Source organism: Candidatus Omnitrophota bacterium (genome assembly GCA_016929445.1).
Lineage (GTDB): Bacteria > Omnitrophota > Gorgyraeia > JAFGIU01 > JAFGIU01 > JAFGIU01.
Map to the genome: position 1 here is coordinate 1 of JAFGIU010000107.1, position 19,917 is coordinate 19,917.

Consider the following 19,917-nt stretch of genomic DNA (forward strand, 5'->3'; position numbering starts at 1 on the left):
AAAATTCCATAGCGGGAGGGAGGAAAGACAAAGCCGCCGATCTTGCCCCGGTGACCGAACTTGCGCTCGTCGTCAGTCAAAAAAGTGTCCTCGGGCATGGACGGCAGCTCCAGCAGAGTCACGCCGCCCGGGGATTCGGCAAAAGCGGGAGGAGCGGAGAAGGCAGAAAGAAGAAAGACTGCCAGAAAGACAATCGCAAGTATGTCATTCCCGCGGAAGCGGGAATCTAGTTGTCTCAGTGATTCCAGTAGATCCCCGCCTGCGCGGGGATGACAAGAAGAGTCGCGGGGATGACAAGAAGAGTCGCGGGGATGACAATAGCGCCGCATCACTCCAGCCTCAGGATTTTGAATCGGCAGGGATTGCCCCACTGACGCGCATCGGAGTTTGAAATCACGGCCTTTTGGGGCTGGTCCGCGGCATCCGTATCACTTCCATCCGCCATCAGGCCCATGTAGTGGCCCTTCTTGAGCTTATGCGGCGTTGTGTTGCCGCTGATCTCGTCCAAAGCCATATACAAGACCGACACAGGCAAACGCACTTCCAGGAGATACCCGTCCCCGGTCTTGGAAGCGCCAATCTGCATATCCGTCACTTGGGCCAGCTGCTCCGGGTTCAGATCCGGGGTCCATACATGAATTTCCGGGGGAAGGGTGCCGAAATTTCCGGGGCTCAGACCGAATTGAAAATCATCCGCCGAGTTCACGGCTTCTTCATAGTCCGCCTGCAACTCCACATCCACCCAAAGCTCCATATGGTCCCCTTCCCACATATCGGCCCCGGTCTTTTCCTGAACCACCTTTTCGTCCTTGAACTCATAGGCCACGTAAAGCGCATCTTCATCCCACATGTGGTATCCCGTATAACTCAAATCCTGGGGCCCCAACCAAGCGCCCGCGCCAAAAGCCACCTGGTTCTTAGCGCGAATTTCCAAAGGCTGGGAAAGATCCCAGTCGTCCAAATTCCCGTCTATGGTCACCGGCCCCGGGGCCCGGACCGCCAGTGTGGGCTGCTGAGCTTCAATATCCGGGCGCTCCTCCGTGGGCACATCCCGGTCCTTTTGCATGAGCCGGTAGCTGTAATAGCAATGCATGGCAATGCCCTCAAAGCCGGGCTGGTCCTTAAAATGGTCAATGACCTTGTCCATATCCTTCTCCATCTGGATCCAGCCTTCCTCTATATATGTGTTACGGCGCAAGCCCTGGTTCATGGCAATCAAATCCTGAGTCTCCACCCCCAAACTCGCCTTTTTCCCCAACTCCGTTGCCAGATCCACAAAGTATTTGGAACGGTCAATCATTAGGCGCGGGGTATCGTAATAGGACATAAGGGCCATATAATCCAAGTAGCTAAAGACAGTCCGGCCAAATTCCCCGTCATCCACAGTGTCGTAAAACACCGGCACAGCCGCCCCCAGCCGGAAACCCGGCTGCTTATAGCTGTCGATGAGTTCCCGCATCTTGCCCAGAAGCACGATGTACTCCCGCTTGATCATCTCCCGGTCAGTGTTCCACTCGCTGGTCAGATACGGCTCCACATCCATGGAAACCCCTTTGATCCATCGGGATTCCGGCCGCTCGGCATTGTATTCCAGGAAAGACCGGATCCAGCCGATACAAGTATCGTGGTATTCGGGTAAACACCAAACCGGATTGCCTGCGAGCGCCTCCACTTCAATATGCCTTTCGTGCGCCTGCTCCAGGAACTCTTCCAGCTTGCGCGTGTATTCGGGATTTTCATCCTTGTCGAATTCCCCAAAATACAGGTAAAGAATTTCAATGGCCGCTTCTTCGCAAAGTTGCCACATATCCGCGCGCGCGCGCAGGTTATTGACGGGGTCAATCTTCCAGACCCAGAGGGAGCGCGGATGGCCCTCCACCTTCTTGGCCCGGGGCCGGTTTTCCTCCTCAATCTTGGTAATGCCCGGATCCTTGGCAAACATCACATCATCCACATAGACCCGGCCCGTGCCCTCGTAGCGGAACCAAAACACCAGGGAACCCATCTCTTCCAAATTGATCTGAGCGGAAATGCGCGAAATCGGAATCTTGGCCTGCTGCCACTCGGTGGTGACACGGCCCGCAGGAAGGAAGGGGCTGACCAAACCGGCGTAAACAGCGTCAATCTCCAGGTCCTGCATTTGCTTGTCGGCAAAACCCACATCAAATTTCTCCGCCCCCTCCGCCCCCTTGATCCAAAAAGTGAGCGCATTGTATTCCGACACATCAATGCCGTTGAGCAGGGTGTACCAGCCGCACCAGCCCCCTTTGGTCTGGAAGTCAATGATCAGGCCTTGGCCGGTGGCTCCGACCCGGTGTTCCTGGGATTTTGTGATGAGTGTATAGGAAGGCCGTTTGGCAAAGGTGCCTTGGAAAGCACCCAGGGAATTCTCGCGCTCCGTAAACACCCCGGAGGTCTTTCCCTTATCAAAATTGTCCACAAGCGTGTGCGGCACACTGCTCAAATCCGGCGCCGGAATCATGGCAGCACCCGGAGACGGCGAGGCGTGCCCCTCGGACGGCAGTTTCAAAACCTGGGCCACACCCAGGCCGCCTAAACAAAGGAGGCCCACAAAAATGAAGACCTCCAGCCACATCCCGTTGAATTTGCGCTCCTGAACATCTTTCAATGGATTATTCCCCCTTAGATAGGCTTTGCAATATGGTACAGCCATGCATTGCGCTTGTCATCCCTGCGACTCTTCTGTCATCCCCGCGAAAGCGGGGATCCACTTGGGGCACTGAGACAACTGGATTCCCGCTTTCGCGGGAATGACAGAACGCATCACAAAAAGAAGATTCGCTGGCCCATCTTGCGGGCCTCGCGCACGGCCTTCTTGGCCCGGTCCAAGAAGCGAAGCTCCTCACTCCGGGAAAGGGCGCGGCGCTCCCAGCTCTCCAGCAATTCTCCGGGCTGTTCGGGCTGCTCGCCTCGATCCGAGGGGTCCGCAGCCGGGTCCGGCTTGCTCATGATTTACCTCCTACTTTAACACAACTACAAAACTTTTTCAGTCTTTTTTCTAACTAGTCAAAGCACAGGCCCTCCCCTCGCAGAGAGGGCCTGGGTTTAAGTCTTAGGCGGAAGTGCCGGCGGCCTCTGCGCCTCTGGCAGCGGCCTCAAAGTCCTGAGTAGAGCGCACTCCAGCCGCATCCGGACTTACGTAAAGATCGGGGAGGATTTCCTCACCGCGAAGCTGGCGGATCAGATCAAATAGCTGGCCCGAGGCCAAAGACCGGGCAACAGTTGAGATCACTTCCGGCGACAACTCTTGCACCTTGGTGGGCAGAACCGGACCTGCGATTAGCGCATCCAGGTTCCCACTCACAAGCCCTGCCAGGAAGTGGACCATGGCCACACCCACAACCCTGTAAATGCCCTTGTAATCTTCGCTGAAATTGGCTTCCCGGAGCCTGGCCGTCACCATGGCGTTAAGCTCTTGGGGAGATTCCACCATCAAGAGCTGTTGCATATCCGCGCTCGCCTCATGCAACAGTTCCCAGAGATATATCTTGTCACCGGGGGTCTTGTCCCCCAGCACTGAAAGCTGCTTCTGAAGGAATTCGCCATAAGCAACCACAACCGGCAAATTCGCATCAGCGCCGAAGCGCGCCTGCACCTGCTCCCGCCTTCCAACTGCAGGATTGGTCAAGAACGGAACCCCTCTAATCTTGAGATTCGCCTCATTTACAGCTTTACTGTCCACTAGGTGGATCAATTCTTCAGCAACGGCTAATCTCCACTGGAACTCAAGGCCTTCTTCAGGACTCAAAGTCTCAAGTCCCTGCATGGGAGCCAATGCAGCCTCCTGCTGCGCGCTCCAAGTGAGACCCGAACCCCTGGCCGCATCCATCAGCCCCCGTATTGGTGAAGGCTGGGATGCACTGGGCGCCAGTGCTCCTGAGTAGCTGACGATGTGCGAAATGGGATCACAGAAGGCCAACATGGACGGTGGATACCAATTTCTCTCTTCTCTTTCTTTGGTAAGTGTGATCAACAGAGGGGTTCCATCGCGCCCGAGCTCTGCCGAAACCTGGTACTGCTGGACACGGCTGGACCTCAGAGGCTGGCCCATAGCCGACTTCTGAGCTCCGTAACCCACTAGCCATCCCTTCGGGGCCAAGAGAAGATTCAGCTTCTGCAAGAACATATCCGTGCGGTCTTGGGCCTGTTGCGGAGACAAGTATGTGTCCGCCAAGTCTCCGGCATCCACCAAGCCCGCCAATTCCCTCCATAGACCTTGTAGCTGTGCGGCAATCCGGTCATTCCATTGCCCGGGCTTCTGCGACTCCAGGAACCGGCTCAAGTTCGCAATGGCCTGCTCCATCTTTCGGTCAAATACACGGTCCGTCACAGGAACGGACCAGTTCTCGCCGGAAACCATTTCAATCACTTCCTCAAGCCGCTGAATCCGGCTCGTGTCTGCGGGCATTTGGAACTCAACTGCAGCCGCTACGACCGGAGTTGTGGGCATATCAAACGGCGCTGCGGGAATCTCCACTCTCGCATCTTGGCCACGCAACCGCTGAATCAAATTAAGAAGCTCACCGGACTGGGCCGCCGAAACCAGCCGCGAAATCAACCCAGGCTCCAAAGCACCCAGGCTCGCATCCACGGCCGAATCTTCGCTAACGTACCGGATATCCCCATCCATCAATTCAACCAATAGCTGAAGCAGAACCTGCGTTGTGTGACGGTAATGTGCGGCCTGCACAAAATTCGCCTCGCGGAACAAATGCCCCAAGACCACGGCCAATTCCTCATTGGACTGGGCACTGAGAAGCTGCGCCACATTAGCATGACCCTCTAAAACCTCCCCAGCAATATAGGGACCACTCACTCGAGTTTGGTCTGGTATGATCCTGATCTGGTGCTGCAAGACCTGACCAAACAGCTGTCCAAAGGGAGTGTTTCGAACCGGCCCGAACACCGCATCAATCTGCTGCTCCAAAGAAAAATCTTGACTCATCAAGACATTCTGCGGGGCAATTGCGTTCAAGGCTTGCATATCAACCAAGTGAAGCAGTTCTTCCTGGCGCACCAGCTGCAAATAGAACTGTCTCCTGTGCTCTTGATCCATTCCCTCTATCGAATTTACGAGGGGTGCCAGGGCAGTCAACTGATCCGCAGTCCATTCCCAACCTGAGTCGGCAGCCGGCGCCGCAAGGCTTCTCTCTGCCAGAGTTGCACTTTCGCCAAAGTAGTTGCCGTTAATAGCAGCCACCAGGCCGTCAGCAACCCCTCCAATACCTTCGTCCGTTCCAAACCACCGGCGCGCATCCTCCGTGGTACTGGTCATCACCTCAAGTGCAGGCCGGTCGCCGTTAAACCTCAGGCGCAGCGGTTCCACCACTCGATAGCGGTCCACTCGGGCATATCTCCCAGCCAGATATCCAGCACTCGGCCACCCGACCACAAATCCATACTCCACAAGAGCCAGGTTCAACCGATGCAAGAAGCCCATAAGATGATCTCCACCCAAATGCACTTGAGCTTCATTAATCATCCCCTGCGCCTGCTGCGGACTCACTCCAAACGCGACCGCAGTCAAGGCCCTCATTGTATTCCAGTATTGTTCATTCTGAGTCGTGCTGGACTGCCGATTAGTGAAAGCATCATACAACGCGTAACCAAAATCTCTCACTGCCTCCTCAATTTCCGCATCCCTGTCCACATTGCGCACCACCTCGATCCAATCGGAAGCCTGACTCTGCTCACGAACAACCTGGACCGGCGTCAAAAGTTGCGGATCTGTGGGCTGGGTAAACAGCTGGCCACCAATCTGGATCTCTTGAGATGTGATTCGGATTTCAGGAGCAGAAGCTCTTCTTGCGGCACGCTCCAGCTGCCCCAATGCCTCTTGCCAACGAGCACGGATCTCAGGACTCATGGCTGAGCCTGCCAGTTGGCTTTGGATCGCATCGAGATCTCTTTCCAAAACACCCAGATCAAGTTGGGTCCGGCCCACTACCGCAGCAGCGGCCTCTGGCGTCAACACCTGATTGTTCTGACGCATGAACGGCAGGGCCCCGTTGAGAACACTCCAGAGACCTGTCGCGTCTCCCAACGCTCCGGAAGACTGGTTGATCAGGCGCCGCAGCGCTCGACTCAACGCATCCTCTTCCGCAGCAGCCTCCGCTGCAGGCTCTTCAGTCCGAGTCTGAGTGAATGATTCAGGCCTCAGGTCCACTCCAGCCACGTCATCCATCAAGGATGCATAGGCACCCATTAGCCCCACAAAGTCCAATACGGGCCCGAGCTCCTCGGAACCGGCCTCATAGGGCTCCCCCATCTCAGTCATGTGCTGAGTAAACATATTCATTGCTCTGCCTCCAAAGACAGAGGACAGAGCTCCCACCACAGCCTCGGCCTCAGAGTAATTCTCGTCCCGCTGCATCGCTTCAGCCATAGCCCACCAGACCGCCGAACCGGAGGTCGCGCGGGCCTGCTCCATCAATGCGTACACGTTTTGCGCAATCGTCTCGGAGACCTGATTGGCAAAAACCTCATAGGCCACGATCTGGTATTGGGTATCCAGATCCCGATCTTGCGGATCCGAAGCACTCAGCGTCCTAAGGCCCACGTTCACATCGGCCAGCAGGCGACCCATGGCCATCAAGGCGGAAGCATGCAGCTCTGGCGGCGCATCCTCCCCAAAGGGCCGGTTATTCAAGCTGTTCAGGGTAATCCTCATATCCAAAACGGGCTGCCCTGTATAAGCCCTGGTTTGATCCCCACCCAGAACCACAATAGGCTCCCCGTTGGCCACTTCGCCCGCCAAATTCCGGTTTGCATAGTGGGACCTGAAGCGCGCCTGCAAACTTGCCGCATCCTCTGTATTACGGAAGACATCCCAAACCAGCTCCAGGCTTAAGCCAGCAGCCACCAATTGACTCAAGTACTGGATGCCCGGAGTCAATGCCGATTGCGCCACGTTTTCAAACAACGCCTGGGTCTCAGCCACACGCTGAAGCAGGACTGTGTTGAAAGCCTGCAAGTCCTCAGGATCCCCGGCGCGGCGCAGCCTGATGCCCTCATTGATCTGCGAGATCAATCCGTTAACCCCTTGCGCCTCGGGCACTGCATCCGTGCCGGTAATCGACAGAAGAGCATCAGCCAATTCAGCAGGCGCCGGTAACGCACCAAATCCCAGACCCTGAAGCACTGCACTGCGGCGATTGCTCAAATAGCTTTCTGCTACCGCAGCCATGCTGCTTTCGGAACCTGCCAAAGTCTGCAAAGCCGTCAAGGATATCTCATTAACCGGCACCGGAATACGGGAGAAGCTGCTCAAGGCTTCCAAATCCTGAATCGCGGCAGTGGCCTGCTCAACCGCCACATTATCCGAACTTAGGATTTGTAAAGCCCCAGCCATCTGGGCTGCAAAATCCAAAGTCCCGTCCCGAGAAACGAATTGACGGTCCATGCCATCCGGACCATGGACACGATATTGCTCCACGCCGCCCAGGCCATAGTCAATTTCTATTGCCACCGAATTGGCATTCTCCACGGACACAATGCGGCCATCCTCATAAATCCTCAAATCATTCTGAGGCGTCACCACCTGCTCAATGGCGAGCGGACCCATGATTGCGGGAGCATCCGCCAAGATATCCATCCCGGCCAAAGCCAACCACAAATCAATCTCCGTCCTGATCTGAGCTGCGGCATTGGGAAGTCCGTTGTAGCCCTGGAACCTCGGCAAAGCAGATAGAGCTTGGGCCACATTGTCCGCAACAACACCCTCCGCCTCCAAGGCATTGGCCAACACACTCACGTTTTGGACATTGCTTGAGCGGAACATAGAGCCCACCACATTCGAGATTGTGGACTGAATTTCATCCTGAAGCACTTCATAGGAAGCCAGGACAATGTCTCTGTCTGCATTCGGGAACTGCCCCAGACCCAACTCAAGAGCAGTAACTCCAGCCTGAATATCTTGAAGCATGCGAATCAAGTGACTCAGAACCTCTGCCTGGGCCTCCGGCTCCTGATGACGCTCGGACCACAAGCGAAGACTGTTTGTGGTCACCAAAACCTGCTGCATCAGATTGGTGCCTTCCTGACCCCGCACACTCAAGCTAACCGGAGCTCCTGCTTGAAGCGCATAGGAGCTGCGAGCGTAGGATCCTTCAAAGAGTTCCGACAACGGCCGCTGTTCCCGGCCCTCGGGAACCTCAAACCAAGGAGTCCACTGGTAGCCCGCATACATGGCACTCAAAATCACACTTGCAATCTGGGCGGCCTCACCCATCTCGGTCTGACTCGCCAAGCTATGCAGCAGATCCAGTGCCTGATCCACATTACCGCTCTGCAACAACTGCCGGGCCAACGCCTGGGCCTCCACAGCCAAACCTCGCGGCGTGTGCGCCAGGGCGATAATCGCCCTGGTGTCCAGCTTCAGGCCTTCCGGCTCAGCTTGGACAGCTGCAGTTACTTCATCAGCCGGAGCTTCACTCCCGGCGGACTCCAGTGCCGCCGGTTGCTCGATCTGCCGCGTAAGGGCTCCGGCAAGATCCTGCAGAGCAGGCAAGTTCAGCGAATCGGACAGGGATTGAGCGGTGCCGCGAGCCTCATCCGTACCATGCGCCAGAACCAAATCCAGGGCACTCACTGGAATCTGACTCAATATCGACTCTCTGTGAATCCGCTCCGTATAGATAATGGGCGCCAAGAGATTGACGGTCTCAAGAGCCTCACTCAACTTGGGTCCAACCACTGCCGGAATCCAAGACACATTCTCCGGATCCACTCCACCAACCTCTTTCAATGTGTTCAGGGCTTGCTCCATCTGCCTCTGCAGATCCGCGCCCGGATCATTGGTGGGCTGAACCGGCGTGAGACGCTGAATGAGCGTGACCTCAGGCGACACACGGACAGACACCTGATAAGCGGCCACTTGACCGTTTTGGGCATACTCCACGTTGTTGACAACCGCGCCGTTGAATTCCAGGCTCTGGACTTGGCCGTCAACCACTGTTCGCATCATGCCGTCGATCTCTGTCCTGGTGTAGCTCCAAGGATCGTTAAAGGCATTGGTAGCCTGAACACGGGTTTGGGATCCGGCAGAAACAAGATTGACTACTTGGCCACCCATATAGGTTGTAGTCACACCCTCATTCTCGGTGGTAAAGCTCATGCTCTGAGCAAAGGCCAGGAAGTCCTGCAGAGCATCACTCGCCTCTTCACTAAGGTCCCCACTCAAGACATTCATAACCTCTTGCACGCTTTCGCCGCTCTGGATCTGTGTCAAAGCCTGCTGCGCCACTTCAAGAGGCAAGGCGCTTGCCTGCGTCTCATCATCCCCAAGACCCGGCATCTGCCCGCCGAGCATTTGCAGCAGATGGGCAGGTATCTGAGGCCTGGGCTGGGACAAGCTTTCCTCGGATTGGTCTGACATCAGGTCCACCAAAGTCTGGATCCAAAGGCTCTGGATCTGAGACTGAGCTTCCGTTGAATCCGCGCCCTCAGCAATAAGTTGACCCGACACCTGACCAAGAGACAACATTGTTTCGGTTCCCAAGACCAAGCCGGGCAAACTCTGCTGAATTCCTTGGATCAGATTGCGCAGGACCTGCACCCTGCGGGCCTCCGCATTCAGGCCCGCGGTATCCAAAACAGATCCAAGCACTTCAACGGTATCCATTGCATTTTGGATGGAGGACACGAACGGATTGTCCGGCATGGCCTGTGACAAGGCTGCCAGCTTAGGTCTCAGGAAGTCTTGCTGGGTCTGGGCCTGTGCACCCATCTGCTCGCGCTGATTGCGCTGGTTACGGACCTGCCACTGAGCAAACTCTTCGGGAGTCATGGCAGCCACTCCCAACACTTCATGGTAGGTCTTCAGATCCTTAAGGCTCTGATCTGAACGGAAGCGCGCCAAATCTGCTTCAGTGTCAGTCAACCCAAGCAAAAGCTGAGCTCTCTGTCCCTCATTTAGATCCGGGAAATCGCCATCCAAAAGCCTCAGGATTTCGGAGCGATTGTTTGTGGAATCCTGACCCTCTTCCAGTGTATCGATCAAAGCCTGGGCTGCAATCACAACCACGGATTTTTCATCCGTGGCGTTATCCACCACAGCTTGCCAGCGCTGACGGTCTTGAGCAGATGCCAGGCCATGGAGCTCGTCAATACTGAGAGCCTCTCTGTCCATCCCGGTAAGTTCTTCCATCGCTGCCAAGGTTGTTTGCACATTCTCAATGGCCTGATTTCTATTCTCCGAACTCACCTGGGGCAAAGCAAAGTTATACAGCAACCCCTGCACGGTATTGACCAATACTTCCGGATCGTCATCATCATCCGGAGCACCCTGCACATGCAGCTGCCGAATGCGGCCTGCGCTGTCCGCGTCCTCAGCCAATGCTCGCGCTATACCCGCCACGGCATCCACAGTCAATCGAGCTCCGGTCTCGGCAGCATCATAGCGGGCTTGGGCCTCGTCGAGTTTCTTTTGGGCCTTTGTTTCGGCTTCTTCTGCCGCTCGGAGATCTGTGGTGGATTCCTGCTCCTCCAATAGACTCCGAACCGCATCGGCCCCTCTTTGGAGCAAACTCCTGCTGGCGGATTGCTCTTGCAATCGGGCCCGCATGGCCTCGGCTTGATCGAATTCAGCCTGGGCCCCATCCAACTGCCGCTGGGCTGCGTTGAGTTCCTGACGATTCCTCACGATAACCGCAGCAGGCTCGGCCAAAGGTGACCCTGTGCGTTCCAACACACCCGCCAAAGTGTCCAGACGATGTGTAGGATCTCCGGTAACGGTTAGGCCCGCCAAGTCCTGCAAATTCAGACTACCCAGGATGGCCTCTCCAAAGAAGTCCACAGCCCCGAGCTGAAGTTCCACATTGTCGAGATTGTGAGTGCCATAGGGCATGCCCAGGCTAACAACCTTCTCATCGACCAAGGCCCTGGCCACCTGCACGGTCACCATCGCGACTTCGCCTTCTGCATATTGCCCGAGAGCATAGCGCTCCGCGTTGGAACGCATCTGAGCTGCGTCTGCCGCGGCTCTCTGGGCATAATCGACAAAAGCCTGGCCTTCCGCTGCCCTGAGCATAAGCTCCGCAGACTGCTGTTCGAGAGCTGCCGCCGCATTATTGGCGGTCATTGCGGCCAAGCGATTGAAGACCCCGTTGTCCAGTTGTGTTACGTGGTTCATCAGGTGGAAGAAGGTCTGGCCCGACACCTTGAGGGAATCCTCTCCCTCGGTATGGCCATTTGCACTCAGATAAACGGATACTTCATCCGCCAAGTCTGATGCGTTGTGAATCTTGAGACCCTCAATCTCTCCGTTGGATTCCCGGGCACTCTGCTGGGTTGCCAGCAACTCTTGCACCTGGTCCCGGGTAACAGCCAGAGAATCGGAAGCATTCACAGACTGCAACTTCTGCTCCACCTTGGTCCTGCGTTCCTGTACCAAATTGGCTGCAGCCAGAGTACTGGACTTGCTGAAGGTGGGCAGATCGCTCCTCCTGAAGCTGGAGACCCCCTGAGCAAAGTCCGCAAGCGTAAAGGGCTTACCCGCCGGAGCAAAGACGCAACGTTCATCCGCTGTGAAGTCCAAAGCCCAGTTGCGCGTATCGGGTCCACTGCGCCACTGTATCTCAGGCGAGAACTGAGTCCCGTTTTCATTGACCGTCACCACATACCGGTCAAACAACCCATCAAAAATGGCCCGGCCTTGAGGCGAGAGACTTTCATAAAGTTCTCCGGCAGCATTCTGGATCTGCGGTGTGCCTTGGCTCAGGTCAATGTCCAGTTCAAGCAAGCCGGCATCATTATTCTGCCCCGCATAACGCCATCCCAACATACGGGTTTGGGCTTCAATTAGATCTCTCTCCAGTTTTTCGGCCACGGTACTGCCTGCGCCGCCCGTGTTATCCGCGGAGCGGCCCTGACTATTCCAGATGGCCATTCGTTCTCGGTCCAGAGCCAGGTAATCCCCATCCTGCTGCGCGCGCTTGTCGGCCTCACTCAACAAAATACCTCTTTGATGCGCATCCAGATCAGCCCACTCAGCACCCACTTCAGCCAGGACTTGCTGGACATAACCTTCCATAATCTGGCCCATGGCCTCCTTGATCATTCCCACCTGCAGCGCAGTCAAAGCCTCGTTCACGCCCGACAAGCGCTCCTCTCTAATAGCAGTCATTTCATTTTTAGACACGGTGTCCCAGACTTCCCCAAGAGTCAGACCTTGCCCACGGCCCGCGTATTCGGATCCCACAAAGTGAGCTTCCAGCCATTCCGGATTCTTGAGCCGGGACGCGCGCCCCAAACCCTGCAACCAGTCGGACAACTCAGTCTTTTCGTTGCTCGCCACGGTGAAACCGGTCTCCACCAAACCGACCCAACCCGCTTGTCCCGCCTTGTCAAAGGCGATAACACCCTGCGCATCTCTGCGGGCATCGCGGGCCATGAGCTGCAAGTCAATGCTATTGGCCAAAGTATCCTGCAGTTGGTTAAAGAGTTTCCGGTCCACATCATTGGCGGGTTCTTTACCGTCGCGGAACATCGCGACAGCAACCTCAATAGCATGAGCCGCACTCAAATCCACAGAGTCGTTCTCGGCCATAGCCTTGGCGATTGCTTCAAGAGCGCTGCTTGCCAACGCCTCGGCATCCTTTGCGGACAACCTGAATTGCGAACCCCGGAGCTCTTCACCCCGGTAGCCCAGCATATAGCGCTCCGCCAAGTAGAGAACCTCATCCGAGGCCATGTTGTGGCCGGCCGCCAAATTCATCAAGGCATCCAGAGCAACGGTGCGCCCACCCACAAGCGTCAGATCCCGCTGCAAGGCATCCATAAAGCTATGGTCAGCATCGAACTGATAGGCTGTGGTTAAGGAGATATCCTCCAGCAAGGTGGCGCGCATCGCGTTGTAGCGTTGGTTCCAAAGATCAGCATTGCCTTCGATACTCACACCCGCCACATCGGCACGGCTATAAATGGACCAGGTCCGCCTTCCGGTGGTCTGGCCGTTGTACCGATTCTTAATATCCGTACTGAAGTCATTCTCCTGCCAATCCCCAAAGGACTGGGTGGCCGCATCCCACTCCTTGACCAACCAGCGGTCTCCCGCATGGATGGCCAAGTCAATCGCGTCCGCTGCGTGTCCTCTGTTGTAAGCCGCCAGCTGAGCTTCGGTAAGAACGGCCAGATCCGGATAGTGGAAGCCCTGGCCTTCGGCGACAAAAATCATGTTGCTCAGGGCCTGCTCTTCCATACGCGCCAGACTGCGCTGGACAGACTCAGTGAGATCCCCGAAGCCACGCACATCCTCATCCCGCAGGCGCATCAGGACGGATTCTTCGTTATAGTACTGGCCCCGGTTGTCCAGCAGATCCTGGGTCACTTCCTCCCCCAATTCCAGGCGGCCGGTCAGAGCCCTCACGCCAGATTCGTTGCCCCGCAAGTACTTGTTGCCCAGAAGCATCGTAGAACTGAACTCCACGCTGTCCAAACCGGACAAAAGCTGCTTGGAACCAAAACGCTGGGTGGCGGTCGTGGACCACACAACCCCTGCCCCGGCCAGGAACTCCGTAAAGGTGCCGGTTTTGCTCTCCGGATTGGTGCGCGCCTCTGCAACAGCAGTCGCCAACTGATCCAGGGTAATGCCGCCGGTAATCCTGCGCACCTCGGGCTGATCCTTGAGATCCCTCACCTCATTGGTCTCAAAGTCCCGCCCAGCCAAACGCGCAAGACCCAAGAATGTGGCGGGCAGGATCTGTGCCCAGCTGGACATCTTTTGGGAAGGCGAAGGCACACCCTGGCTATAGGGGATCACTTGAAACACCACATTCCCATCACTCACTACACCCTCTGCAACCTCGTACGCGCTCTTTTCTCCATTAATACGCACCCCATAGCTGCCTCCTTCATAGGCGGTGTCATACCACTGGGCTACGCCGCCGATCATCTCCCGCAGATTAAAGCGACTCGCTGTATCTGCCTTATCCTCGCGCAACTGGCGTTCCATTTCCGTGCACAGGGAGCTTTGCGCCTCGGGACTAAGATCAGCAAAAACGGCAAGCCCGCCGTTATGCATCTCATCGGCTACCATCCTAAAGAACTTGTCCGATGCAGCTGCCTGGGCCCGTTCCGCTTCACGCATATTTTGGAAGTCTTCCACAGCTTGACTCGCCAGATGGTGGGCAAGAAGCGCAAAGATCTCATCGGAGAACAAGGCGCTGATTTTCTCCTTGCTTCCATCCCGGGCCTCATCAATAAGCACAGACCGCAGATCGATGTAGGCAGCCTTCCCATCATTGGCAAAGCGGGTCAAACGCGCTTGGGGCGCATTCTCGGCCCAGAAATTCAGAGCCATGGCCACAGCATCCGTTGCGGCGGATTCTTCTGTTCCAAGCCAGTGAATACCTTCCGGAGTACCCTTAGTTCCATGGACCGCTCGCATCACCTGCGTCAAAGACTCCATCACCTGAAGGCCGGGCAACATCTCGGTCAACTGCGTCTCTGCTTCAGTCAAGCGGGCCTCAACATCCGCCAGTTTGACTTGGAGCTGTGCTATCTGTTGCTCCAGCCTTGCTTGGCTGGCCGTATCGCCCACAAACACTGCCCGCTGGAAATCGCGCTCTGCTGTTTCAAGAGCACCCTTGGCAGTGTTAACTTCATAGGCAACACTATCGACTTGATGCACTGCTTTGGCCAGGTTCTGCAGCCTTTGAATAGCTGCCGAGTCTACGTTCGGAATGCGGGCCAACTTCTCCAGCATGTATTCATTCAGTAAGCGACCGACAAGCCTGCCATCCTGCTTAAAGGCATTGGTTAAGGCCTGCACAGATGCCCAAGCCTGGCCGCCACTGGCTGCCACAGCATTATCAAAGGCCTCCAGTGCCTCGCTCTCAATTCCCTTATCAGAAAGCTCCCCTGCAAAGACATGGGCCAGAAGCGTGTCCGTCTCCGTCTGGAAGAAACCTAAAAGGGTTTCCATCAGAGCGAGCCTGGACGCCTCCTCAGGCTCCATTTCGTCGCCCACAGAATGAATGAAGTTCATAGAAAGAACCAACTGCATTTCGTCAGTCACAATAGCAGCCCGGTACTGAGATCCATCGGGTTCTTCGTGATCCCGCATGAGTTCCATAAAGCGGCGCTCCGCATACCCGTTTTCCTGAGAAATCACACCAAAACCCGCGGTCTCAAACACGGTGGCCACAATATCCGCATCCTCAACTTCCTGCAGTAATGCAGGGTCCTGCAGATCATTGAGACTCAGAACGCGCGCCACCTTGAAGCCCAGTTGCGCATAGATGGCGTTAATATTTTCATACATAGTGTTCCGGGATCCATCGTCCTTGAATTCACCGGAACCAAAGGCTTCATCCAACTTGAGACGGTTGGCAAACATGATGAAGGACTTGTCCACCCCCGTGAGCTGACCTGCCACTGCCAAGAGATGCACACCCATGTATGACTTCCCGAAGGCCGTTGGCAACTCCAGGGCCAGCTTGGGATTCTTCAGGGCATTGATCAGAGTCCTGGCCTGGGATGTCGTAACATTGGCGCTATGGCCTCCCACACGCGCAACACCCAAAGCCTTCATGATCGGGTCCACAATCTGGGCCATGGCTGCGGCCACAGCAGCCCTGCGGCTGTCCGCAGGCAAACCCTCCCGCAAACGGAATCCGAGGTGGTCATAACCACCGGCATTGTTGTTCCACTGCACGTCATCGGTCACCAAATCCACTGCGCGCACAGCCTGCACCAAGTCTTCGAAGCTCAGGTTTTCCGTGACTTGCTCACCGTCTGAATTGACATAGGAAATGGTGTAGGACTGCCCACGGGCCGCGCGGACCATATTCGCGGTTTGACCCCGGACACCATAGCGCGCATTTTGAGACTGGGAGAAGGAGCTCACATCAGCTAGAATCAATGTGTCGAGCGCGGTGACCTTCTTTCCTTCTTCCACACTCCATTGACTACTGCTGATGCTCTCACCTTTCGCAGTCACAACCGTGGCCACTGTGCTCCAGTCCGTCACTGCAGCAACGGCCATTTCCTGACCGTTCCGATCAATCACCTTGGCAATATCCCCCCATTTGGCATCCCCAACTATGTGGACAACTGCCTGAACTTGCGCCCAATCGCACTGTTCGCCGGCCACAAACTCCTGGATGGCCATGGTGGTGCCGCTTGTCAGCACTACCTGATTCACCTTGCCTGTCTTGATCGTGGTTGTTCCTGTGGACAAGGTACTGATCCCGGCAATACCCACCTGGTTCAGTAATTGGGTGAGGGCTGAATTGGCGCCTCCGGACCGGTTAAGACTGACATTCGTCACCTCGTTCCAAGTCACTGTTTCCCCGGAACTCAAGGTCACTGTGGCAACTTCACTCCAGTCTGCAACCTGGCCGGGCTGCGCCTTCCGGCCGTCGCGGGTCTGCACCTCCGTGATTTCAGAAACGGCAAAGGTCTGCGTCTCTGTCCCAAGCTCATCAACCCCTTGCAATCCCACCTGATTCAATGCATCGGATACAATAGGAGTCATCATATCTTCATAGACTTCCGCAATTGTGGAAGTGTTGAGAGTGGAGCCTCTCTCTAGGGTCGAAGTTGAGGTTGGAGTGGCGGATTGTGCGGGTTTTTGCTCAGTGACTTCCGCTTCGGTGACAACCGAGGCCAGCGTGGGCTCAAACGAAACAAGATCAACCTGAGGCATCTCCAGATCGCGAACCTGAGCCGCCACCAAGGCAATATTGGCACTGGAATACAGCTCGCCGAGCTCCTGCTGCATGAATTGGTCGAGCGCGTTCAAGCCTCGGTCAAATGCATCACCGCGCACATCCCGGCCGTAAACCTGCTCGGCCAGGTACTCGAGATCATCCACTTCGGCACCGCTGCTAAGCAGTCCGGAACTGAGCACGCTCTCGGCGAGAGTGACGCTCAGGGAATCTTCCAAATCAGTTGAAGAAGCCGCCGCGCGCAAGACAGCATCTGCCTGGGCCAGGATGCGGGTGATGTCGGAACTCTGGGTTTCGAATAACTCTCCCTGGATCACTCCAATCAGGGATTCGGCCACTGCCTGATTTCCGCCCAACAGGGCCACAATCTGCGCCAATTCATAAACGGAGAGATTGACCTGGCCGCCTGTGGTGTCCAGCAGCGCATCGAGAATCACATCCACCACCGAATTAACCGTGGCTGCATCCTGCAGATCGAGGGCGCTGAGATCCAGCATACCGTTTGCGCCCAACATACCTTGCTGGCGCAAGACACCCTGGATTCCGAGGATGTGGGACTCGAGGCTTGCCGGAACAATGGCCTGAGTGGTGGTGCTCTGCTCCGTGCGGACTGCCTGGCTCTGAGTGCCCGTGGTCCGGGTTTGGGTTACAGGCTGACTCTGCTGCCCCGTGGTCTGGGTGGTGCTCACCGGCTGGGCTTGAGCCGGGGCGCTGATCACAGGCTGCACCACACCCGGGCCAGCAACACTCACCACACCACCGCTCTGGTTATTCAACCGTTCCACGATGTTGTCCACGGTGAGGCCTCGCACCTCAATGCCCGCAGCCTCGAGCTGGCCAAGAGCGCCGATTGCCGTGGCCACTACGGATGCGTTGACAATCTGGCCGGCGGCCTCAGCGTTACTAATAGCAGCAATTCCCGCTACTACCTCTAGACTCACACCGGTCTGCTGCGCGATCTTGTTCAGATCTTCCACAGACACTGTACCGGCGCTTTCGATCAAGTCATTGATCTGTTGCACTGCCTGCATTAAGCCTTCAAAGCTTGCCCCAAGGGACTGATCCCCAAGCTGCCGGGCTCTCTCGGCAAGTTGAGGATTAACCGTGGTGCCCACAAGGGCCTGAACAAAGACCTGGCCTTGGATCAGGGCATCGTGCAGTGCCAACTCAATGATGGCCGGATGCAAAGTCTGCAGCTGCACATTCTCGTTAATGATCATGGAGGCTCCAATGCTCACCGCATCGTCCACTGAAAGGGCACCGCCCCCGTATTGAATGAGTCCGGAATCCATAGCCATCTGTACAATGGCACCCATCGGAATGGCTGCTGTGCCGCCCTCGACATCATAGGCGTCCACAAAATCCTCGAGCGCATGAATAAAGTCCGCCACCACTTCAGCGCTTTCACCCCGTTCCGACAAGCGGTTGCTAATGCGTCCGGCTGTGAAGAGATCCAGATTGCTCAAGGCGCTTCTCACCGAATCATCCTGGGACTGAGCCCAGCTGCCGAAGTTGAAGACTTCAACGCCGCCACCCATACCGCCGACTGTGGCAGTGCCGAGCACCGGAGCATTGAAGGCCTGTTCCACAGCCTCAACCACACCCAGATCCAATCCTGCGGTGCGGCCCACAAAAGAGCCTGCGCCAACAACCTCCACGCCGATGGGCATCTCAAAGCCCACACCGGCAGTACTCAGGTCAGTAAAATCGAGGTCAGTAATGAAGTTTCCACTAGAGAGACTATTGAAGGTGGCCGCCGACATCGTGCCGGTTTCACGCACGCCCTGGGCATCGAAGGTACCACGCGCATAGGTCACTGTTCCGTTCTCAATGTCTTCGATCACAACAAAGTGGCCGTCCATGATATCCAGGTGCGCAATCACCGGGGTATTTACGCCCAGGGCCCCATTGGCTGCTTCGATGGTTTGGAACATTTCGGTGGCAGTCATGCCGCCAGCGTTATAGGCTTGGAGACCCACCCCACTGGAACCGGCCATGTTAAGGATGGCCTGTCCTGAGAGCAAAACTCCATTGGAATTCGAAGCGCTGAAGTCCTGAGCTGTAATCTCGTTCACACTGAGCTGACCGGTCAGGACATCCGTCAAAATCCCTGCCGCAATGTCTTCAGATGTCAGGCCTTGGACTGAGGAGCCGCTGATGAGCGCATCTGCGGCACTGAACGCACAGCTATCCAAGCGGAAGCTGCCGCTGGCAATTCCGGCTACCAGGGTTTGTACGGTGCTTTCAAAAAGATTATTGCCTTGCACAAGCTCAATACCCAAATTCTGCTGCACAAAAGGAATTGCCGCATTGAAAGCGTCCTGCCAAATGCCTTCGATTCCGATGGCATTCACGCCGGCCGCGCTGAAAAGGGCTTCCGCACTGACCGCCGCAGGCACCGCGTCCATCACATCGCCGAAGTTGATCAGAGACCCTTGAGAAACCGGAGAGGCCGCCAACCAGTCCATGGGGCCCATCTGGTTGGCAATGGCTCCGGCAAAAAGGGCTCCTGCCAGACCCGAGTCACCCGTGGTCTGAGTCGTGCCAAGGCCGAGAACCATTCCCAAAGTCGCGTCGATCACAGTTCCCTGCCAACTACTGTCCACAGTCACGGGATTCATCAGAGCACCCATCACTGCTGCGATTTCCCCTGCCTGGTTGGCATCGTACCCATTGGCTGCAGCAGTAAAGAGAATATCCGCTGAAGAGATATCGGCCCCTTGCTCGGACATTAAATTGGCTATATCGAGCGCAAGGCTCTGTTGCGGAGTTAGATTATCGAGACCTTGACCAGTCAGACTTCCCGCAATGAATCCACCCCAAGCCTGCTCTGCTTCGATTGTGGAGACTCCACCAGTCACGATCCCGCCACCCGAACCACCGCTGGCCAGCGCATTGCGCGCCTGGACAATGTTGCGGGCAATGGGGGCCAACGCTTCTACGGTGGCCACATCCGTGCCGCGCGCATTGGTTCCCATGCGGCTGGCTTGCCAAAGCATAGCTTCAAATTGCTGAACTTCCGCAGAGGTATAACCTCGGTCTTGCATCAAGACAGTGACATGAGCACTTTCGACACCTTCGGCGCCCCTGGCATCCCGGGCCTCCATCCGATTCTGCGCAAACTCTGTGATGAGTTCGCGCATCAGAGTCTCGTTTCCGGCTGCCTCGCGCAAAGCAGCGCGCTCAGCAGCAGTGAAGGATGCGTCATAGATGTCCACCATGATCC

3 protein-coding genes are annotated in these 19,917 nt (G+C 56.2%); all 3 read right to left on the reverse strand.

What is annotated here, in order from left to right:
* Positions 1–328 precede the first annotated feature (328 nt).
* Positions 329–2,629, reverse strand: coding sequence for a hypothetical protein (locus JW937_08535; protein ID MBN1587451.1), 2,301 nt, complete (start codon positions 2,627–2,629; stop codon positions 329–331).
* A 155-nt stretch (positions 2,630–2,784) separates the two neighbouring features.
* A complete protein-coding gene (locus JW937_08540) occupies positions 2,785–2,970 on the reverse strand; it encodes a hypothetical protein (protein MBN1587452.1) in 186 nt (61 codons plus the stop codon).
* Between the two features lie 103 nt (positions 2,971–3,073).
* Complete coding sequence (locus JW937_08545) at positions 3,074–19,834, reverse strand: hypothetical protein (GenBank protein ID MBN1587453.1); 16,761 nt, start codon at positions 19,832–19,834, stop codon at positions 3,074–3,076.
* Between the last annotated feature and the right edge of the window lie 83 nt (positions 19,835–19,917).

Coding starts and splice junctions, on each gene's coding strand:
- JW937_08540 (MBN1587452.1), bottom strand. CDS start 2,970: ATGAGCAAGCCGGACCCGGCTGCGGACCCCTCGGATCGAGGCGAGCAG.
- JW937_08545 (MBN1587453.1), bottom strand. CDS start 19,834: ATGCGCGAACTCATCACAGAGTTTGCGCAGAATCGGATGGAGGCCCGG.